The sequence below is a fragment of the Stenotrophomonas sp. YJH_SMC_122 genome (assembly GCF_059369535.1).
On sequence record NZ_JCAFST010000005.1, the window covers coordinates 261,635 to 280,021 of the forward strand.

19 protein-coding genes are annotated in these 18,387 nt (G+C 67.4%); 5 read left to right on the plus strand and 14 right to left on the minus strand.

Going from position 1 to position 18,387, the window contains the following annotated elements; translation table 11 throughout:
• Nucleotides 1-36: 36 nt before the first annotated feature.
• On the minus strand, nucleotides 37-1,209 hold the full coding sequence (locus tag AC5P66_RS09580; RefSeq protein WP_049410909.1) for a low temperature requirement protein A: 1,173 nt from the start codon (nucleotides 1,207-1,209) through the stop codon (nucleotides 37-39).
• Between the two features lie 9 nt (nucleotides 1,210-1,218).
• The gene (locus AC5P66_RS09585; protein ID WP_049410912.1) at nucleotides 1,219-1,485 is read right to left on the minus strand and encodes a hypothetical protein; all 267 of its coding nucleotides are present in this window, start codon (nucleotides 1,483-1,485) and stop codon (nucleotides 1,219-1,221) included.
• 203 nt (nucleotides 1,486-1,688) lie between these two features.
• On the opposite strand from AC5P66_RS09585, the gene blaL1 reads away from it, so the two are divergent.
• The gene (blaL1, locus tag AC5P66_RS09590; RefSeq protein ID WP_099496021.1) at nucleotides 1,689-2,555 is read left to right on the plus strand and encodes a L1 family subclass B3 metallo-beta-lactamase; all 867 of its coding nucleotides are present in this window, start codon (nucleotides 1,689-1,691) and stop codon (nucleotides 2,553-2,555) included.
• A gap of 125 nt (nucleotides 2,556-2,680) precedes the next feature.
• On the opposite strand, the gene AC5P66_RS09595 is transcribed toward blaL1, so the two are convergent.
• Nucleotides 2,681-3,217, minus strand: a complete 537-nt coding sequence (locus AC5P66_RS09595) for a DUF411 domain-containing protein (RefSeq protein WP_080354752.1) — start codon at nucleotides 3,215-3,217, stop codon at nucleotides 2,681-2,683.
• Between the two features lie 624 nt (nucleotides 3,218-3,841).
• Between AC5P66_RS09595 and AC5P66_RS09600 the strand changes: the two genes are divergently transcribed.
• Nucleotides 3,842-4,870, plus strand: coding sequence for a DUF4034 domain-containing protein (locus tag AC5P66_RS09600; protein ID WP_099496023.1), 1,029 nt, complete (start codon nucleotides 3,842-3,844; stop codon nucleotides 4,868-4,870).
• A gap of 18 nt (nucleotides 4,871-4,888) precedes the next feature.
• Here the strand turns inward: AC5P66_RS09600 and AC5P66_RS09605 are convergent, their stop codons facing one another.
• Nucleotides 4,889-7,171, minus strand: a complete 2,283-nt coding sequence (locus AC5P66_RS09605; RefSeq protein WP_262223225.1) for an FdhF/YdeP family oxidoreductase — start codon at nucleotides 7,169-7,171, stop codon at nucleotides 4,889-4,891.
• 242 nt (nucleotides 7,172-7,413) lie between these two features.
• On the opposite strand from AC5P66_RS09605, the gene fdhD reads away from it, so the two are divergent.
• A complete protein-coding gene (gene fdhD, locus AC5P66_RS09610) occupies nucleotides 7,414-8,262 on the plus strand; it encodes a formate dehydrogenase accessory sulfurtransferase FdhD (RefSeq protein ID WP_099496025.1) in 849 nt (282 codons plus the stop codon).
• A gap of 38 nt (nucleotides 8,263-8,300) precedes the next feature.
• Here the strand turns inward: fdhD and AC5P66_RS09615 are convergent, their stop codons facing one another.
• Nucleotides 8,301-8,837 carry a carboxymuconolactone decarboxylase family protein gene (locus AC5P66_RS09615; RefSeq protein ID WP_263467696.1) on the minus strand — a complete coding sequence of 179 codons (537 nt, stop codon included), beginning with the start codon at nucleotides 8,835-8,837 and terminating at the stop codon, nucleotides 8,301-8,303.
• Between the two features lie 106 nt (nucleotides 8,838-8,943).
• On the opposite strand from AC5P66_RS09615, the gene AC5P66_RS09620 reads away from it, so the two are divergent.
• A complete protein-coding gene (locus AC5P66_RS09620) occupies nucleotides 8,944-9,825 on the plus strand; it encodes an AraC family transcriptional regulator (protein ID WP_263467697.1) in 882 nt (293 codons plus the stop codon).
• Nucleotides 9,826-9,954: 129 nt separating this feature from the next.
• Here the strand turns inward: AC5P66_RS09620 and AC5P66_RS09625 are convergent, their stop codons facing one another.
• From AC5P66_RS09625 to AC5P66_RS09660, 8 genes are all read right to left on the minus strand, one after another.
• Complete coding sequence (locus AC5P66_RS09625) at nucleotides 9,955-10,512, minus strand: TetR/AcrR family transcriptional regulator (RefSeq protein WP_049411710.1); 558 nt, start codon at nucleotides 10,510-10,512, stop codon at nucleotides 9,955-9,957.
• A 4-nt stretch (nucleotides 10,513-10,516) separates the two neighbouring features.
• Nucleotides 10,517-12,049, minus strand: a complete 1,533-nt coding sequence (locus tag AC5P66_RS09630; protein ID WP_263467698.1) for an MFS transporter — start codon at nucleotides 12,047-12,049, stop codon at nucleotides 10,517-10,519.
• A 149-nt stretch (nucleotides 12,050-12,198) separates the two neighbouring features.
• Nucleotides 12,199-12,936, minus strand: a complete 738-nt coding sequence (locus tag AC5P66_RS09635; RefSeq protein WP_049411715.1) for a hypothetical protein — start codon at nucleotides 12,934-12,936, stop codon at nucleotides 12,199-12,201.
• Nucleotides 12,936-13,556 (minus strand): DUF3299 domain-containing protein, encoded by a 621-nt coding sequence (locus AC5P66_RS09640; RefSeq protein WP_263467699.1) that lies wholly within the window; start codon nucleotides 13,554-13,556, stop codon nucleotides 12,936-12,938. The genes AC5P66_RS09635 and AC5P66_RS09640 overlap by 1 nt, the downstream gene beginning before the upstream one ends.
• Nucleotides 13,546-14,097 (minus strand): DUF3299 domain-containing protein, encoded by a 552-nt coding sequence (locus AC5P66_RS09645; RefSeq protein WP_099487094.1) that lies wholly within the window; start codon nucleotides 14,095-14,097, stop codon nucleotides 13,546-13,548. Before AC5P66_RS09645 ends, AC5P66_RS09640 begins: the two co-directional genes overlap by 11 nt.
• Nucleotides 14,098-14,099: 2 nt before the next feature.
• Nucleotides 14,100-15,353, minus strand: a complete 1,254-nt coding sequence (locus AC5P66_RS09650; RefSeq protein WP_263467700.1) for an ABC transporter permease — start codon at nucleotides 15,351-15,353, stop codon at nucleotides 14,100-14,102.
• On the minus strand, nucleotides 15,346-16,041 hold the full coding sequence (locus AC5P66_RS09655) for an ATP-binding cassette domain-containing protein (protein WP_263467701.1): 696 nt from the start codon (nucleotides 16,039-16,041) through the stop codon (nucleotides 15,346-15,348). Before AC5P66_RS09655 ends, AC5P66_RS09650 begins: the two co-directional genes overlap by 8 nt.
• Entirely contained in the window at nucleotides 16,038-16,571 is a 534-nt protein-coding gene (locus tag AC5P66_RS09660; RefSeq protein WP_100478211.1) for a ZrgA family zinc uptake protein, read from the minus strand. The genes AC5P66_RS09655 and AC5P66_RS09660 overlap by 4 nt, the downstream gene beginning before the upstream one ends.
• A gap of 32 nt (nucleotides 16,572-16,603) precedes the next feature.
• Between AC5P66_RS09660 and AC5P66_RS09665 the strand changes: the two genes are divergently transcribed.
• Complete coding sequence (locus AC5P66_RS09665) at nucleotides 16,604-17,077, plus strand: MerC domain-containing protein (RefSeq protein ID WP_100478212.1); 474 nt, start codon at nucleotides 16,604-16,606, stop codon at nucleotides 17,075-17,077.
• Nucleotides 17,078-17,413: 336 nt separating this feature from the next.
• Here AC5P66_RS09665 and AC5P66_RS09670 read toward each other — a convergent pair whose 3' ends face one another.
• Nucleotides 17,414-18,316 carry a LysR family transcriptional regulator gene (locus AC5P66_RS09670; protein WP_099487083.1) on the minus strand — a complete coding sequence of 301 codons (903 nt, stop codon included), beginning with the start codon at nucleotides 18,314-18,316 and terminating at the stop codon, nucleotides 17,414-17,416.
• Between the last annotated feature and the right edge of the window lie 71 nt (nucleotides 18,317-18,387).

An 18,387-nucleotide genomic window follows, 5' to 3' on the forward strand; every position in this document is an offset into this window, starting at 1 on the left:
TCGATGGCGGCTGGAGCGCTTTGCTGACGCAACGGATCACGCCCGCTGCAGGCGACGCTTCAACCGCGTATCCATCAACCCCACGGCCAGCAGCACCGCACTGGTCAGCCAACCGGCGGCCAGCAGATGGGTGTGCGGCAAGACGGCGCCCAACACGACCAGCGCCATGGCACCGAACAGATGCGAATACGGGGCGCGCCCGTACACAACGCGCTTGTAGAGGGCGCTGCCAAGCAGGTAGATCAACGGCCCGGCGACCAGCACCGTTGCATATACCGGCGTCACCGCCGCTTCCGGGTGATCCATCACCAGGTCGTTGCCCACCGCGGTGGCGATGATGCCGGCGATCAGCAACGCATGCACGTAGTGGAAATTGGCGCCCATCCGCCCGGGGTCCTCGGAATGGGTGATCGCCGCGGTGGCGTCGCGGCTGGAGATGCCGAAATACAGCCACCACATGGCGATGGTGCCGGCGAAGGTGGCGAGCACCGCAGAGACCACCGCAGCACTCCACTGCTCGACCTCGCTGAGCACGCCACCGGTAGCCAGCAGCGTCTCGCCGAGTGCGACGATGACGAACAGCTGGCAACGCTCGGCCAGGTGCCCGCCTTCGATGGTCCACTCGCGGGTGTGCGACCGGCCCAGGCCCGGAAACGCGAAACCGAACATCGGCGAGATGTATTCGCAGGCCACCGCCACCGCCCACAACGCCAGGCGCAGATTGCCCTCGGCGGCGGCGCCCGCCAGCCAGAAGCAGGCCGACACGCTCACCCACGCCAGCATACGGCGGAAGTTCGGCGCCAACGGATGGTTGCGGCCGACCTCCAGCAGCACGAACACGGTGCGTCCGACCTGCATGGTGGCGTACGCCCCCGCGAAGACCCAGGCGCGTTCAGCGAAGGCCTCGGGAATGGACGAGGACATCAGCAGCGCCAGCAACATGGTGACGAACAGCAGGCCGCGGATGCGTGGCGCCTCCGGATCGAACCAGTTGCTGACCCAGCAGGCGTACTGCCAGCCCAACCAGACCGCGAACCACAGCACCAGCGTCTGCATCACCCCGACCAGGTCCAGGTGATGCAGCAGATGGTGGCTGAGCTGGGTAACCGCAAAGACGTAGACCAGATCAAAGAACAGCTCTTCGTAGGTCACGCGGGCGTGGTGGCCATCGCGCTGGCGCAGGGCAGGCAGTCTCGGTCGTGTGCTCATGGCCGTCCTTCAGCGCGCCAGGCGCCAGTACAGCAGTCCAGCCAGCAAGGCCGGCACCGCGAACACCAGCAGCAGGATCGGTAGTTCCTCCCGGACGGCGTAACCGGCCTTGCTCACGCCCACCCACATGTTGGCCAGCGTCACCAGCAGCCAGGTGGCGATGAACGCGAGCAGGGCCGTGGGCAGCTGTGAGGTGCCCACGCTCCAGAGGCGGCCAAACAGCAGGAACACCCCTAGCAGGAGCACGCCACCCAGCATCACCATGAGCACATGCATGGTCCACCTCCTTGAGCCTGAGAGCAGGCTAGCCCCGGCCGATTGTGCGCTCCAGCCTGTGGAGATGGATTCACAATCCACAGCAAGCGAACAATCCCTGCATCGGCTGCGGCGGAGCTTATGGCAGCCATGAATTATTCGCGAAACGGCCCGCCCAGGGTACGTGCTAGCTTCATCCGACCCTGCCCAGACACCTCTCCGCCATGCGCCTTTGCCTGACGACCCTTGCCCTGACTACGCTTGCCTTGGATGTCACTGCCGCCGAGGCACCGCTGCCACAACTGCGGGCCTATACCGTGGATGCGTCCTGGCTGCAGCCGATGGCGCCGCTGCAGGTTGCCGACCACACCTGGCAGATCGGCACCGAGGACCTGACCGCGCTGCTGGTGCAGACCGCCGAGGGCGCAGTACTGCTGGATGGCGGCATGCCACAGATGGCCGGTCACCTGCTGGACAACATGAAGCTGCGCGGCGTGGCCCCGCAGGACCTGCGATTGATCCTGCTCAGCCATGCGCACGCCGACCACGCCGGCCCGGTCGCCGAGCTCAAGCGTCGCACCGGCGCGCATGTGGCAGCCAATGCAGAAACGGCGATGCTGCTGGCGCGCGGCGGCAGCAACGACCTGCACTTTGGCGACGGCATCACCTATCCGCCGGCCAGCGCCGACCGCATCATCATGGATGGCGAAGTGGTCACGGTGGGCGGCATCGCATTCACCGCGCACTTCATGCAAGGGCACACCCCGGGCAGCACCGCCTGGACCTGGACCGACACCCGCGATGGCAAGCCGGTGCGCATCGCCTACGCCGACAGCCTGAGTGCACCGGGTTACCAGCTGAAGGGCAATCCCCGTTATCCGCGCCTGATCGAGGACTACAAGCGCAGCTTCGCAACGGTGCGGGCGCTGCCCTGCGATCTGCTGCTCACCCCGCATCCGGGCGCCAGCAACTGGAACTATGCCGCCGGCAGCAAGGCCAGCGCCAAGGCACTGACCTGCAACGCCTACGCGGATGCGGCCGAGAAGAAGTTCGACGTGCAATTGGCCAAGGAAACGGCCACGGCACGCTGATCCTGCAGATCCTGTAGAGCCGAGCCCGTGCTCGGCTTGCTGGCCGAACACAGCCGAGCGTAGGCTCGGCTCTACACAGGACGCGTCGGAGAGTGCCGGTCAGGATGACCGGCACCCGCCGTCCATCAGCCGCCCTGGCCGTGCTGGACAAACGGCTCGGTGCTGCCGTCGGTGCGCACCAGCTCGACGGTGTACGGCTGCACGTAGCCGTCCGGCATTTCCATGCCCGGCGAACCGGCCGGCATGCCGGGCAGCACCAGCCCGCGCGCGGCCGGGCGTTCGGCCAGCAGGCGCTTGATGTCCTCCGCCGGGATGTGACCCTCAACCACGTAACCGCCGATCTCGGCGGTATGGCAGGAGGCCTTGCCGACCGGCACGCCCAGGCGGACCTTGATCGGGTTCATGTCATCGGTGTCGCGCACATCGACCTCGAAGCCGGCGGCCTTCAGGTGGTCGACCCAGATGCCGCAGCAACCGCAGCTGGCGGTCTTGTGCACGATGGCGACCGGCAAGGCCGGATCGACCCTGGCCGGGCTGGCCTGGGCCGGTGCCGGTGCTTCGCTGGCGACCGGTGCCGCGGAGGATTCTTCGGCGGCACGAGCGCAGGCGGTCGTGGCCAACACGGTGCCCAGCAGCAGACCGAGGGAGAGAGTACGGTTCATTGAGTGATTCCTTTGCAGATGCGGGCAACGCGGCCCGCCGCCCGCGCATCGAAGGCGCGGGCAGAGTCGAGAAGAAGTCGAGCAGCTACGGCAGGCGCGTGAGGCCTGCAGGAAATCACGCGATGGGGGGCCGCAACGGGTCGAGTCTCGGCGGCGGTGCGCGTTGCTGGGTATTGGCCGGAACAGGCGCCTCGCGCCACGGCGAGGCCGGTGTTCCGTTCAATGTCGCCAGCATGCCAAGACAGGCCGGCGGGCATTCGCACTCACCACTCTGGCAGGCCGCCGGGGCCGCATCATCGCAACAGCCGGCCGCAGCCATCGCGGCCGAGTGCGGTGCAGCGCAATGCTCCTGGCTGGACGGGCCGCTGTACGAAGACGCAGCGAGCGCCGGCGCCGGTGCATTCAGCACCACGGCGACAAGCAACATCCAACGCAGCAGCAGGCCAGGCAGGTTCACACGCCGATGATAGCCGATGCGGGCACCCTCAGTGGGCTGGCAACGACCCTGACAGCTTGACAACCACGCGGCCGACTTGCGCGACGCCCCTTGCTATGGCGAGATGGCAATCGTGCCACCCTGCCTTGCCACGCCCCTGCCCCTGTCCCCGACACGGAGTTCCCCTCATGAATGGATTCATGCGAACACTGCTTGTGGTGCTGCTGTTGTCGTGCGCGACCATCACCGGCGCCGAAGAACCAAGCGAAGATGAAGCAAGCGAACGCGCTGAAGTCTCCCGGCAGGCACAGCAACTGCTGGAGAAGCAGGATTTCGCCAGACTGGAGCAACTCGCCAGTCGTTACCGGGATACGGATCGCTACTTCAGCAGTGGTGTCTGGAAGCTTTCGGCGTACTACGTAGGCATCGGCTATGTCTTCAGCATGAGGAACCGTGACCCGGCCTACTGGCAGGGTCGCGAGAAGCTCGTGCAGGCGTGGATCTCGCGCTACCCCAGGTCGCCGTCGGCGCGCCTGGCCATGGCTGAGATGCTCAGCCGCCAAGGCTGGAGCATCCGCGGCCCCGGCTATGCAAATACGGTGAAGGCAGAGGACTGGGCGCCGTTCAACGCGCTGCAGCAGCAGGCCGTTGACTACCTGCTGAAATACAAGGACATCGCCAGCACGGACCCGTATTGGTACGAGTCGATGGAACACCGGGCGATCGAACAGAGTTGGGATGCAGACCGCTTCTTCGCATTGCATGACGAAGGCATCGCGCGCTATCCGGGTTACTTCCCGCTCTACTTTGCTGCCGTGCGCTATTTCGCTCCGAAGTGGGGCGGCGATCCGGCCGGCCTGGAAGCCTATGCACGCAGGGTCATGGCCGCGGCCCCACCGCAGGACCAATACATGCTGTACGCCCGTATCTACTGGGTTGCCTCGCAGCGGGAGTACGAGGACCGTTTGTTCACCGAGTCGAAAGTGAACTGGCCGACCATGAAACGCGGCTTCGAAGACGTGCTGTCACGTTATCCCTCGCCATGGAACCTGCAATCATTCGCATACTTCGCCTGCCAGGCCAATGATCCCCTCAAAGCCCGTGAACTGCTGGCGCAGATCCAGGAACCGATCGTTGGCGCTTGGCGGGATACGGCCAACTATTTCCGTTGCTCCTTTGCTCTGGATCAACCCAATCCACATGCCGGAAGCCCATAGGATTGGACTCATCCACTGCTAGGCGACCGCCGCCATCGCCCGCATCCGCACCGGGATCGACTTGGCCGCCGGCGTGCCGCTGATGCGGTCGTAGTAGTCCAGCGGCAGCAAGGGGTTCAGTTCGGGGTAGTAGCCGGCCAGGGCGCCGCGCGGCATCGGGTAGTCCAGCACCGTCAGGCCCTCGACGCGCCGCTGCACGCCATCGCCGCTGATCGTCTCCAGGATGACCCGCGCTTCCTTCTCCAGCCCGCGCGCCAGCCGGTCCTCGATGTTCATGAACAGCACCATGCGATCGTTGTACACGCCGCGATAGCGGTCGTTGTAGCTGTAGATGGTGGTGTTGTACTGGTCATGCGAGCGCACGGTGGCCAGCCGCAGCATGTCCGGATCGTGTACGGGATCGTCAACGTCCAGGCCGGGCATCACCAGGATGTTGGCCTTGCCGTTGGGCGTGGGCCACACCCGGCGGCGCGGCGGGATGTCCAAATGGAAGCCGTGCGGCTGCTGGATGCGCTCGTTGAATCCGGTGTAGATCTCCGGGTACACGGCAGCGATCAGCTCGCGGATGGAGGCATAGTCGTGCATGCAGCGAATCCAGTCGACCTTGCTGTGCGGCAGCGTGGCCAGCGCCATCCGGCAGACGATCTCGACCTCGGGCAACACATCGGCGCTGACCGGTTCGAGCACGCCGCGCGAGGCGGTCACATTGGACATCGCGTCTTCGATGGTGACGAACTGCTCGCCGGCCGGCGTGACGATGCGCTCCGAGCGCGCCACCACCGGCAGGATCAGCGCATCGCGGCCGTGAACCAGATGCCCACGGTTGAGCTTGGTGGCGATGCCCACGGTCAGGTCCAGCCCACGCATTGCCTCGTACGCGCGCGGCGTATCGGGCACCGCATGGATGAAGTTGCCACCCAGGCCGATGAACACCTTGGCACTGCCCGCCAGCATCGCCTCGATGGATTCGACCACATGGTGGCCATGCTCGCGCGGCGGGTCGAAACCGAACACCTGCTGCACGCGGTCGAGATAGGCCGGCTTGGGCTTCTCGTCGATGCCGACGGTGCGGTCGCCCTGCACGTTGGAGTGGCCGCGGATCGGTCCGATGCCGGCGCCGGGCTTGCCGAAGTTGCCACGCAGCAACAGCAGGTTGGCGACCTGCTGCAGCAGGCGCGAGCCATACTGGTGCTGGGTCAGCCCCATCCCGTAGCAGATCACGGTGGCCTTGGAACGGATGTAGATCTCCGCACAGCGGCGGATCTGCGCCAGCGAAATGCCGGACACCTGCACGATCTGGTCCCAGTCCTGCGCCATCACGTCTTCGCGCAGCGCCTCCAGGCCCACCGTGTGTTCCGACAGGAAATCATGGTCGAGCACGCGCTCGCCCTGTGCTTCACGCTCGAACATCACCTTCATCATGCCCTTGATCAGGGCCAGGTCGCCGCCGATGCGGATATGCACGAACTCGCTGGTGATCTCGGTCGAACCGAGCGTAGCCATCTGCACCACGTCCTGCGGCTCGGCAAAGCGGATCAGCGCGCGCTCGGGCATGGGATTGACCGCCACGATCGGGATGCCGCGTTTGCGTGCTTCGGCCAGGTTGCTCATCATCCGCGGTGAATTGGTGCCGGTGTTCTGGCCGATCACGAAGATCGCCTCGGCGTGCTCGAAATCCTGCAGCACGATGGTGCCCTTGCCCACCCCGATGGCCGGCGGCAGGCCACGGCTGGTCGGCTCGTGGCACATGTTCGAGCAGTCCGGGAAATTATTGGTGCCGAACTCGCGCACGAAGATCGAATACAGGAACGCGGCTTCGTTGGGCGTGCGCCCGGAGGTGTAGAACTCGGCCTGGTGCGGGCTGTCCAGCGCCTGCAGGTGGCGGCCGATCAGTGCGAAGGCATCGTCCCAGCTGCACGGCACATAGTGGTCGGTGGCTGCGTCGTAGCGCATCGGCTCGGTCAGCCGGCCCTGCATCTCCAGCCAGTAGTCGGTCTGCGCCATCAGTTCGGTCACGGTGTGCCGGGCGAACAACTCGCGGCCGGTCCGGAACTCCGTAGCTTCCCAGGCCAGTGCCTTCGCGCCGTTCTCGCAGAACTCCAGCTTCCTGCGTTCGTCGGCATCGGGGAACGCACAGCTGGGGCACTTGAAGCCACCGGGCTGGTTCATCGCCAGCAGCGCCTTCGACCCCTTGCCGATCACACTCTGCTGCAGCAGCACCCTGGCGGTGGCACCGGCAGCACCCCAGCCTCCGGCAGGCTGGTTGTAGGGCTTGTAACGCGGCGGTTTCTGCTCGGACATGTTCGGGAACCTTACGGAAGGAACGCGGCAACAATGGGCACATCGCAGTCCGGCGGCGCTTCAATCGCACGGCCAGCCGCACAGTCAAGCACGGCCTGCGCGGCTTCGCCAGAGGGTACAGGCTGTTTTAGCGCAGCCTGCCATGACAACGGTTACACCTGCGTCAGCGCATGGCCACTGCGCTATTCTCGATGCCGTGGGTGGTCCACCACCTGCGTATCTCCCTAGCCCGGACGCGCTGCATGCCTGATTCGACCCCACCGCACACCCCGCCTGCCGGCACGGCCCAGCGTCCGTTGCAGCGCTGGCGCAGCGAGGGGCGACAGCCGCTGGTCGACGTGGTCGCTGAGGAAGTGCCGGTCGCACTGCGTTACAACGACGCCGCCTTCGCGGTGATGATGGCCACGCCCTGCGACCTGGAGGACTTTGCGCTCGGGTTCTCGCTCAGTGAGGGACTGATTGCTGCGCCCTCGCAGCTGCTGTCGATCGACATCCGCCCGCAACTGGAAGGCATCGAACTGCAGATGACCGTGGCCGAGGAGGCACCCGGTGCCGAGTTGGACCCGGCCAATGGCCGCCTGTTGCCCGGCCGTGGTGGCTGTGGCCTGTGCGGCACCCGCCAGCTGGAAGAAGTGCTGCGTCCACTGCCGCAGATCCGCGAGCGACGCAGCTACTCGCCCGCCGCTCTGCAGCGCGCGCTGGCCGCGCTGACGCAGCACCAGCCGATGAATGCGGCAAGCGGCTCCACCCATGCCGCCGCCTGGGCCGACGCCAGTGGGCGCATCGGTTGGGTACGCGAGGATGTGGGTCGCCACAATGCGCTGGACAAGCTGATCGGCGCCCTGCATCACAACGAACACGCCATTGAAGGCGGCCTGCTGGTGATTTCCAGCCGGGCCAGCTACGAAATGGTCAGCAAGGCGGTGCGCGCCGGTGCCAGCGTGCTGGCCGCGGTGTCGGCACCGACCGCGCTGGCGATCGACCTGGCCCGCAGCGCCGGCCTGTGCCTGGTCGGGTTCGCGCGGGAGAGCGGGTTCAATGTGTATACCCATGCTGACCGGCTGCAGGCGGACGACGGTCACGCCTGCTGAAGATGGCCGGGAGCACAGCGCCCCCGGCCCGGTAGACCTCAGCGCAGCGCGACCTTCGGGAAGTCCACCGGCACGTCGAACGCGACGTTGACGTAGTTGGTGAACAGGTTGAGCGCCACATGCGCGAGGATCTCGACGATCTGCTCATCGTCGAAGCCGGCCGCACGCAGCGCCTGAACATCGCCGTCGGCAATCTGCGCACGCTGCTCGACCACCTTCAGCGCGAATCCCAGTGCAGCGGCGGTCGCCGGGTCGCTGGACTGTCCGGTCTGCGCGGCGGCCATCTGCTCACTGCTGACGCCGGCCTTGCGGCCCAGTGCGGTGTGCGCGGCCAGGCAGTACGCGCAGGCATTGCGGTTGGCGACGGCCACGGCGATCTGCTCGCCCAGCAGCGGCGACAGGCGGCCGCCGCCCAGCGCGCCGAACGAACCCCACATGCTGTGCAGGGCGGCCGGCGAGTTGGCCACGGCGCGGAACATGGCCGGGGTGGCACCGAAGGCGGCGTGGACCTGGCCCAGCAGGGCCTGGCGGTCGGCGGTGGTGGTGGCGGCATCGATCAGGGGGACACGGGACATGGTGGATCTCCTTGGGAACGCGCCCGGAATTGGACGACCCGCTCATCCTAGGTAGACTCGCTGGACGCATCCTGCGCTATTCGCCACTCCTGTTGTCCATTCGTCCATGACTGCGCCCACTGACGTCGCCACGCCCGATCGCCTCTCCTCCCTGCTGGAACGCTTCCGGGTGCAGGCGGCGCTGTTCCACAGTGGCCCGCTGTGCGGGCAGCATGTCTTCGAGCCGCAGCCCGGTCGTGCGTTCCTGCATATCCTGCGCCAGGGTGAAATGGAGGTCCGTCATCCCGACAGCGATATCGCGCTGCCCCGGTTGAAGATCGACACACCCAGCCTGCTGCTGTACCCGCAGCCGCTGCACCATGTGTTCTTCAATGCGCCGCTGGATGGCCCGGATTTCACCTGCGCCACGCTGGATTTCGATGGTGGTGCACGCAATCCGATCGTGCAGTCGCTGCCGCCGGTGATGGTGGTACCGCTGGCGGCGATCGGCGAACTGGAGGACACCCTGCACCTGCTGTTCGCCGAGGCCGATCGCCAGCGCTGCGGTTCCCGGCTGCTGACCAACCGTCTGTTCGAGGTGGCGCTGATCCAGATACTGCGCTGGGTGGTGGACCACCCGGATGCGGCCGGCGTCAGTCATGGGCTGATGCGTGGGTTGTCCGATGCGCGTCTGGCCCGCGCGCTGGTGGCGATGCACCAGGCACCGCAGGATGAATGGACGCTGCCGCGCATGGCCGCGACTGCCGGCATGTCGCGCAGCGCGTTCGCGGCCGTGTTCAAGGAGGTGATGCAGGCGACGCCGGCCGCTTATCTGCTGGACTGGCGGCTGAGCCTGGCCTGCGCGCAACTGCGGGGCGGCGTGGCGGTCAAGCAGGTGGCGGTCGAGGTGGGGTTTGCCGATACCGCGTCGTTGTCGAAGGCGTTCCGCAAGCGGCTGGGGGCGTCGCCCAGGGCGTGGTTGGCCGCGAGCGCAGCACGGGCTGGGTAAATGGATGAGGGGTAGAGTCGACCGCTGGTCGACTATCGCGCGACGCGCGGGATTTTCGTTGTCTGACCGGAGGGCAGCCGACCAGCGGTCGGCTCTACCACGGGCGATGTCGGCGCGCCGGCTGGCCGCTCAACTGGACGTACCATCCGACTTCGCCAGCAGCCCGGCGATGCGCTCGGCAACGCGGGCGCGCACGCCTTCATCGAGCTGCCCTTCGTACATTGCCTCGTAGATCCACAGGCCATCGGCGGCCAGCCGCGCCACGAAATTGTCGAGCGTCGTCGGATCCACATTCCCGGGCTCCGGCGCGGACGGTGCCCAGCGCTGAACCGCCGGGCCCCACGGACGCTCGCCGGCCTCCGGGTCGGCCGATTCGAGCATGAACATCAGTTCGGCACGGGTGGCGCTCTGGGCCGACACGCGCACGAAGGTCTGGTAACGCTCCAGCGCAGTGGCCTGGTCGGCGGTCTTGCCCAGCAACGCTTCCATCGACGCCTCCCAGGCCTGCACCAGGTGCTCGTCGATCCCGCGCAGCAGCGCCTCGCGCGACGGGAAGTGGTACAGCAGGCCGCCGCGGGTCAGCTTGGCCTCGGCCGCCACCGACTCGAAGGTCACCGCGCGCACGCCATCACGATTGATCACGTTGACGGCGGCGTCGAGGATGCGGTCGCGCTTGCTGGTTCTCATCGCGTCATTTTACGCGATCGGCCGCGCCCTCGCGGCTGCCGACGCGCCCACGCAGCAGGCGCGCGATGATCGTCGCGCCCAGCGCCAGTACCGCCGTGATCACCAGCAGCACGATCTGGTAGCCACGGTCATATGCCGCCGCAGCCAGTGCGAACCAATCACCCTGCCCGCTCTCGCGCGCGGCATGCAGCGCCTGGGTGAAACCTTCGCGGGCAAGCGCGGGCATATCGGCCGAGACCGGCAGGAACGCGCTGTACATCGCGGCACTCAGGCTGCCCAGCATCGCCACCGCCAGCAGGCCACCGAACTCGTAGGACACCTCTTCCACCGATGACGCCATGCCCGCACGGTGCGCCGGCACGTTGTTGAGGATGGCGGTGGACGCCACAGAGATGGCCGAGCCCATGCCGAAGCCGGTGATCGCCATGCCCGCGACCACCCAGCCCAGGCCGTGCCGGAAGCCGAACGCCACCACGCCGACACCCAGCGCTCCTGCGGCCAGGCCGCCGCAGATCAGCGGGCGCAGGCCCACCCGGTGCAGGATGCTGCCGCCCAGCAGCGCACTGGGCAGGCTGCCCAGCGCCGCCACTGACACCAGCAGGCCCGCCTGCAGCGGCGTAAAGCCCGCCACCAGCTGGAAGCGCTGGGTGGTGACCAGCTGCAGGCCGGCCATCGCAAACAGGGTGAACACTGCCGACAGCGTGCCGGCCAGGAACGCCGGGTTGCGGAAGATCGCGAGGTCCAGCAGCGGGTACGGCAGCTGATGCTGGCGGCGTGCGAACGCTGCGCCGCTGATGACGGCCAACATCAGCGCGCCTGCGCCCAGCGCATACGACGGCGGCGTAGCGATCAGCGACTTGATCGCCAGCACCAGGCCGGACAGCGCAGCCAATGCCAGCAGCGACGAAACCAGGTCCCACGGCCGCGAGGTATCGCGCTGGCCTTCCGGCGCCAGCAGCAGCGTGGCCACCAGCGCCATCACCACCACCGGCACGTTGATCAGGAATACCGAGCCCCACCAGAAGTGCTGCAGCAGCCAGCCGCCGATGATCGGACCGAGCGCCGCACAGACGATGGCCACCGCCCCCCAGATGGCGATGGCGATGTTGCGTTCGCGCGCTTCGTGGAAGCTCAGGCCGATAAGCGCCAGCGTGGCTGGCATCATCGCGGCCGCGCCGACCGCCAGCAACGCACGTGCGGCAATCAGCTGCGCTGCAGAGTCGGCGAACGCCGCTGCCAGCGAGGCGACGCCGAACACCACCAGGCCGATCAGGAACATGCGACGGTGACCGATGCGGTCGCCCAGCGTGCCCGCGCCCAGCAGCAGGCCGGCCATCACCAGTGGATAGGCATTGATGATCCACAGCGCCTGGCCGGCACTGGCCGAGAGTTCCTCGGTCAGGGTGGGCAGTGCGGTGTAGAGCACGGAGTTGTCGAGCGTAACCAGCAACAGGCCAGCGGCGACGGTGAACAACAGTGCCCAGCGACGGGCAGGCGACAGGGCCGGGGCACCGGCCAAGGGCTGGGACAAAGCCATGGGAGAACCTGATGGGGTGGATTACAGCCATAACTATACCGGATGTCCTGTATAGTTATGACAACAACGCCACTGGTTCAGATTGGGGGCCGGCCAATGTTCATGTTGCCGCGCCCTTCATGCCGGCCCATGGCCGGTGTCACAGATCATCACCGGCAGTCTTCCGGTAACGCGGCAATCGCCGATACCACCGATGCCTGCATGCCCTGCCCGACGGCCGTGTCCAGCTCCCCACCCGTGCTCCCATGCTGGCGGCGTAGCTCGTCCTCGCACAGGCCGCGCACCCGCGCACGGGCATTCGCGCGCAGGCTGCTGCACCGCCAGTCGGTGCCGCCCAGCGGCAGCACCGAATACACCACGCTGTTGCAGGCATTGCCGGCGCGCTGCTGCAGCGACCGTGCGCCGAAATCCCGGGGTTCGCTGCTGCGCTGCGGGTCGAAATAGCTGTCCGGGAACGTGCGCGCGTACTGTTCGATGTCCACCGCCATGCTGCGCCCACCGGCCAGCGGCATCTGCAGCGGCTGGCCGCACGGCGTCGCATCGGCACGATGCTGGATGTACTGGTAAATCGGCCGGTCCAGCGATGGATCCTGCTGGGTCACCGCACTGACCGCCGCCAGCACCGGCAGCGACGCACGATTGGCCATGCGTGCCAGCAGCCCGGCCTGCGCCGGCTGGCAGCGGTCGCGCACTGTGGCCGCGAGCAGGAACAGCACGTCGTTGCGGAACGCGTGGTCATCAGCCAGGCGCTGTTCGATGCGCTGGCGGGCATCGGAAGAAGGCGCCGGAAATGCGACCGACGGCGGCGCGGTGGGGGCGCGCTGCCACCACACCAGCAGCACGAGTGCGCCCAGCAGCATCCCAGCAATGATCCAGCGCCGGCGCATCAATTGTGGATCGCCGTCAGCGTGGCCGCGGCAGCATCGTAGGAGGCGCTGGCGATGTCCGCGTCGAAGCGCTTCACCTGCAGGCGGCCGACAAGCCGGTAGGGATCCCACAGATCGCCCAGCGTGATCGGCGTCGCCAGGGTCACGTGGATGATCTGGTTCGGCGGCGGTGGCGGCACGTGGATGCAGGCACCGTAGAACGGTACGAACAGCAGTTCATCCACCAAGCCGGCATCGTTGGTGCCGAGCGGTACCACGTAGCCATCCAGGTCCACCGCGCGGCCATCGGCAGCATCGACCACCTGCGAAGAACCGAACTGTCTTGCGCGGTCCGGGCTGGAATGATCGATCTGCTGTCCCGGTGGCGTGCCGGAGCCGGTGTCGTCGATCAGCCCGCCCACCCCGTCCATGCCATTGCGTGACAGGCCGATCTGCGGGGGTGGGCGTTGATAGGTCACTTCGTCGGGCCGCAACGCGTCCCAGCGGTCAATGGGGGCTTCGGCCGTGGCGGAGGGCGCCGGCTTGTCCTGCGGCACGACCGCCACGGCATCGCCGCCCGGCGACGTACAGCCCGCCAGCCACAGGCATCCCAGCGTGAGCAAAAGGAAGCTACGGTTCATACGGCCTCAGCTCCGCATCGCGCATGGTGTAGGCCGAGCCGGCCAGATCATCATCCAGCCGTTCCGCACGCAGGGTGCCGGCCAGGAAGAACGGCGAGTACATGTCCGGCATCTCGATCGGGCGTGGCAGCACCACGTGCACGATCTGGTTCGGCGGCGGTGGTGGCACGTGGATGCAGGCGCCGTAGTACGGCACGAACAGGAATTCGGTCAGCCGCCCGTCCTGCGCATTGGCCAGCGGTACCACGTAGCCTGGCAGGCGCACCGGCCGCTGCAGGACCGTGTCCACCGTGCGGAAGGTGCCGAACTGCGGCATGCGCCGGTTGCCGTTGTGCTCGACCTCCGGGCCCTCCCCCCGCTCCAGTGCGGCCAGCTCATCCTTCGGCATCATCTGCAACCAGTCCAGCTCCTGCTCCGCCGCGCCCGCTGGGCCATCGCGGTCGACAACCGGCGAGGGTGGCAAGGCCTGTACGCCGGGATCCACCGGCCGCTCACAGGCGGCCAGCGCCAGCACCATCGGCACTACCCGCATCCATCGCATGCTCAGCCTCCCGCTGAAAGGCCATCGGCCAAGGTGCGCCGGTAAGCAAGCAACGCCGGCACCAGCCCCGCTACCGCGCTGATCAGCAGCACACCCGCAACCCATGCCAATTCCCGGCCATCCGGCCAGGCATGGGTGATCGACAGTCCGAAGGTGGCCAGTACCCAGCCGCGCCCGGCAATGCTGGCGACCACCAGCAGCGACAGGGCCAGCACGCACGCCACCGCACTGGTCGCCACCGCTTCCACTACCAGCAGGCTGGCGATGTAACCCGGCCATGCCCCGGCGGCACGCAGGATCGCCATCTCGCGCCGCCGCTCCTGCAGGGTCGAGACCAGCAGCGCCACCAGCGAGACCATGCCCAGTGCCACTACCATCGCGCTGATCAGCCGCAGCGCCCGCTCGGCGGTGCCCAGCGACTGCCATAGCTGCTGCAGCGTGACGCCGGGCAGGATCGCCAGCATCGCCTCGTCCGGATACTCGTTGATCCTGCGCTGTACCGAGAACGTGGCAATGCGCGAATTCAAGCCCAGCATGAAGGCGGTGATGCTGGTCGGGGTCAGGTCCAGATGACGCGCCTGCTCGGCGCTCACACTCTGGCTGCGCAGCTGCACGCCCGAGCGCCAGTCGACATGGATCGCCTCGATGGCCGCCAGCGAGACCAGCAGCGACGAATCCACCGGCGTGCCGGTGCGCTGCAGGATGCCGGCAACACGGAACGGCTTGTCGGCATGCGTGGCCAGCGTGACCGCGCCGGTACCGTGCGCCAGCACGATCTCATCGCCGAGGACGACCTTCTGTGCCTGCGCCACCTCGGCACCGATCACCACGTCATACAGGTCATCGAACGGCCGTCCATTCGCGAACGCAAGCGCATGCCCGGCGCCATAGCGGTAATGCTCGAAATAGCCATCGCTGGTACCGACCACGCGGTAGCCGCGCCAGGAATCGCCCAGCGAAAGCGGCACCGCCCACGTCACCTGCGGCAACGCGGACAGCGCCTGGTAGGACTGCCAGGACACGTTGTTGGTCGGGTCACCGATATGGAACACCGAGTACAGCAGCAGGTTCACCGGCCCCGAACGCGCACCGACGATCAGGTCGGTACCGGACACGGTGCTGGCGAAGCCTTCGTGTGCCTGCGTGCGCACGCGCTCGACACCCAGCAGCAGCACCACGCTGAGGGTGATGACCAGCACGGTCAGACCCACGCTCAACGCACGGCTGCGCAGGCTGGCCCAGGCAAGCTCAAGCATGTCCGGCACCTGCCTGATTGATCTGAGACAGGGCAATCGTGCAGTCGAACAACGGCTGCAGGCTGTCGTCATGGCTGACCACCAGCACGGTGGTGCCGGACGCCTGGCACTGCGCCGACATCAGCTGCAGGAACGCAGTGGCGGCGTCGCGGTCGAGCGCCGAGGTCGGCTCATCGGCCAGCAGCAACGCCGGGCGGCCGATCAGGGCGCGCGCCGCCGCCACGCGTTGCTGCTGACCGACACTGAGCGTACCCGCGCGCCGCGGCATCAGCGCCGGGTCAAGCTGCAGGGCCTGCAGCAGGCGGGCGATCTCGGCATCCAGCGGGCCGCTGATGCGCGCGCTGCGCACGCGGGAGAAGCGCAGGCCCAGCGCGATGTTGTCGCGCACGCTGAGAAACGGCAGCAGGTTGAACTGCTGGAAGATCACACCCAGGTGATCGGCGCGGAAGCGGTCGCGCGCGGCGCCGCGCATCGCCTGCAGCGCGTGGCCGGCGACCTCGACGCTGCCCTTGCCGGGCAGCAACACGCCCGCCAACAGGCCCAGCAGCGTGCTCTTTCCGCCACCGCTGATTCCGCGCAGCAGCACACTGCTGCCCTGCTCGATCCACAGCCGCGGCACGTCCAGCACCAGGCGCCGGCCATAGCCGAACTGCACGCCATCCAGCGCGATCACCGGTGGCCTGCTCACGGTGCCAGCACCACGCGCAGGTTGTCCGTGGTCAGCACGCTGCGGTTCTGGCCACGTGCGGTGGCGCTGTTGACGATCACTTCGTGCAGGCCCGGGAACAGTGCGGGCAGGCGCACGACCATGGCCCGCAGCTCGGCCGGCCTGGCGCAGTGGTACTGCAGCGTTGCGCTGAACCCCGCGTGCCGGTGCTTGCCTGACGGCGGCGCGGCAGCCGGCGCATCGAAGCCCTCGGCCTTGGCATCGTTGCCGGAAAGACGGCAGCCCGCCGCGGTTGGCAGGGTGACCCAGCTGCCGCTCTGCAGCAGCGCAGTCGCACGCGCCAGCGCGGCCTGCTCGGCTGCGTTGGCCGGCGGCCGCTCGAAATCGAGGATGCCGATGCCGGGGGCCTGCAGGACGAATTCCAGCGTCTGCTGGTCAAGCGCAACATCGACGGTGGCCTGGCCGTGCACATGCGCACCCAACTGGCGGACGTCATGGGCCTGCGCGGTGCTGGCCGCCAGCAGCAGGAAAAGAGCAGCAGAACGCTTCATGGGGGAGATTCCTATTGTTACTATGTAACATTATGGACCACATCCCCACGACGCCCGCAAGGGCCCTGGCCCAGCCGCCACGTTCGGCACGCTGGCACCCCCGGTTCGATCTTGCCGGGGCCTGGTTGTCGCTGGCCTGCGCCGCCCACTGCATCGCCCTGCCCCTGCTGCTGGCCTTCGTGCCGGCCGCGATGATGGCGCTGCGCTCGTTCCAGCATCCCGGCCATGGCGCAATGACATTGCTGCTGATGATGTCGCGCTGGGAGTGGCTGTTCGCGTTGCTGGCCTCGTCGCTTGCCTTGGTGAGTACCTCGGCCGGGGCGCATCGGCATCGGTACTGGCGCCCCCTGCGGTTGGCGTGCGTCGGCGCCATCCTGCTGCTGTCGTCCTCGCTGTACCTGCCGTTGAAGGAATCGCTGCTCTGGCACGGCGTGGCGACGGCCAGCGGTGGCGTGCTGCTGGCATGCGCGCACATCGCGAATCGGCGTGCGCTGCACAAGCGATAACGCCGGCCAGCGGCCGGCGCTACCCCTCCATGCATGGGCCACGCAACAGGTGATACGCAGCTTGGTAGTGCCGGCCGCTGGCCGGCAGTTGCGAGGTCCCGGAAGCCGGCCAGCGGCCGGCTCTACCCATCCGTACATGGGCCACGCAACAGATGATGCGCAGTTGGTAGTGCCGGCCGCTGGCCGGCAGCTGCGGGGAACCGGCAGCCGGCCAGCGGCCGGCTCTACCCCTCCATGCATGGGCCACGCAACAGGTGATACGCAGCTGGTAGTGCCGGCCGCTGGCCGGCAGTTGCGAGGTCCCGGAAGCCGGCCAGCGGCCGGCTCTACCCCGCCTTATTCGTCAAACGGACGCTGGCCGAGCGTCTGCGTCACGTGGTCGACGAAACAGGTGATGCGCGCGGCCAGCGCGGTGTTGCGGTAGTACACCGCGTTGATCGGCTGCCGCACCTCCTGCGTCTGCCTGGCGAACAACTGCACCAGGCGGCCGTCACGCCGATCCTGGCGGGTCAGGAAGTCGGACAGGCAGGCGATGCCCAGCCCGGCCACCGCCATCTGGCGCAGTGTCTCGCCACTGGACGAAGCAATCGCCGGCTCAATCACGAAAGGACCGCCATCGGCATCCTGCAGCGGCCATTCGTTCAACGAACTGGGCTGGGTGAAGCCCAGCAGGTCGTGCTCGCGCAGCTGCTCCACCCGCGTGGGCGTGCCGTGCCGTCGCAGGTACTCGGGGCTGGCCACCACGCGGATGCGGCTGTGGCCGATCGGCCGCGCATGCAGGCTCGAATCGCGCAGCACGCCGATGCGGAACGCCACGTCGGTACGCTTCTCGATCAGGTCGGTGATGCCCTCGTTGGAATTCAGCTCCAGCTCCACCTGCGGGTAGCGCTCGCGGAAGCCCTCCAGCAGCGGCACGATCACGTGCAGCATGAACGGCGTGGCGGCGTCCACGCGCAGGCGCCCGACCGGCTGCAGCCGCCGCGCGGCCATCTGTTCCTCGGCCTCGTCGACCGTGGCCAGGATCGTGCGCGCGTACTCCAGGAACGCCGCGCCTTCCTCGGTCAGCTCCAGCCGCCGCGTGGTCCGCCGCAGCAGCGTGGTCTGCAGCTTGTCCTCCAACCGCGCCAAGGTGCGGCTGGTGGCCGAGATGGTCAGCTCCAGCGCCTCGGCCGCCGCCGTGATCGAACCACCATCGACCACCGCCACGAAGGCCTTCAGCTCATCCAGGGTGGTTTTCATTATTTACCTCGCTGCAAAAGCATTTCCCGTATACACGGCTTAATCAACAAATGTAAAGCGCCCACACTTCG

What these genes read in the sequence shown, in the direction of transcription:
- AC5P66_RS09580 (WP_049410909.1), bottom strand. Translation starts at nt 1,209, where the DNA reads ATGAGCACACGACCGAGACTGCCTGCCCTGCGCCAGCGCGATGGCCAC.
- AC5P66_RS09585 (WP_049410912.1), bottom strand. Translation starts at nt 1,485, where the DNA reads ATGCATGTGCTCATGGTGATGCTGGGTGGCGTGCTCCTGCTAGGGGTG.
- blaL1 (WP_099496021.1), top strand. Translation starts at nt 1,689, where the DNA reads ATGCGCCTTTGCCTGACGACCCTTGCCCTGACTACGCTTGCCTTGGAT.
- AC5P66_RS09595 (WP_080354752.1), bottom strand. Translation starts at nt 3,217, where the DNA reads ATGAACCGTACTCTCTCCCTCGGTCTGCTGCTGGGCACCGTGTTGGCC.
- AC5P66_RS09600 (WP_099496023.1), top strand. Translation starts at nt 3,842, where the DNA reads ATGAATGGATTCATGCGAACACTGCTTGTGGTGCTGCTGTTGTCGTGC.
- AC5P66_RS09605 (WP_262223225.1), bottom strand. Translation starts at nt 7,171, where the DNA reads ATGTCCGAGCAGAAACCGCCGCGTTACAAGCCCTACAACCAGCCTGCC.
- fdhD (WP_099496025.1), top strand. Translation starts at nt 7,414, where the DNA reads ATGCCTGATTCGACCCCACCGCACACCCCGCCTGCCGGCACGGCCCAG.
- AC5P66_RS09615 (WP_263467696.1), bottom strand. Translation starts at nt 8,837, where the DNA reads ATGTCCCGTGTCCCCCTGATCGATGCCGCCACCACCACCGCCGACCGC.
- AC5P66_RS09620 (WP_263467697.1), top strand. Translation starts at nt 8,944, where the DNA reads ATGACTGCGCCCACTGACGTCGCCACGCCCGATCGCCTCTCCTCCCTG.
- AC5P66_RS09625 (WP_049411710.1), bottom strand. Translation starts at nt 10,512, where the DNA reads ATGAGAACCAGCAAGCGCGACCGCATCCTCGACGCCGCCGTCAACGTG.
- AC5P66_RS09630 (WP_263467698.1), bottom strand. Translation starts at nt 12,049, where the DNA reads ATGGCTTTGTCCCAGCCCTTGGCCGGTGCCCCGGCCCTGTCGCCTGCC.
- AC5P66_RS09635 (WP_049411715.1), bottom strand. Translation starts at nt 12,936, where the DNA reads ATGCGCCGGCGCTGGATCATTGCTGGGATGCTGCTGGGCGCACTCGTG.
- AC5P66_RS09640 (WP_263467699.1), bottom strand. Translation starts at nt 13,556, where the DNA reads ATGAACCGTAGCTTCCTTTTGCTCACGCTGGGATGCCTGTGGCTGGCG.
- AC5P66_RS09645 (WP_099487094.1), bottom strand. Translation starts at nt 14,097, where the DNA reads ATGCGATGGATGCGGGTAGTGCCGATGGTGCTGGCGCTGGCCGCCTGT.
- AC5P66_RS09650 (WP_263467700.1), bottom strand. Translation starts at nt 15,353, where the DNA reads ATGCTTGAGCTTGCCTGGGCCAGCCTGCGCAGCCGTGCGTTGAGCGTG.
- AC5P66_RS09660 (WP_100478211.1), bottom strand. Translation starts at nt 16,571, where the DNA reads ATGAAGCGTTCTGCTGCTCTTTTCCTGCTGCTGGCGGCCAGCACCGCG.
- AC5P66_RS09665 (WP_100478212.1), top strand. Translation starts at nt 16,604, where the DNA reads ATGGACCACATCCCCACGACGCCCGCAAGGGCCCTGGCCCAGCCGCCA.
- AC5P66_RS09670 (WP_099487083.1), bottom strand. Translation starts at nt 18,316, where the DNA reads ATGAAAACCACCCTGGATGAGCTGAAGGCCTTCGTGGCGGTGGTCGAT.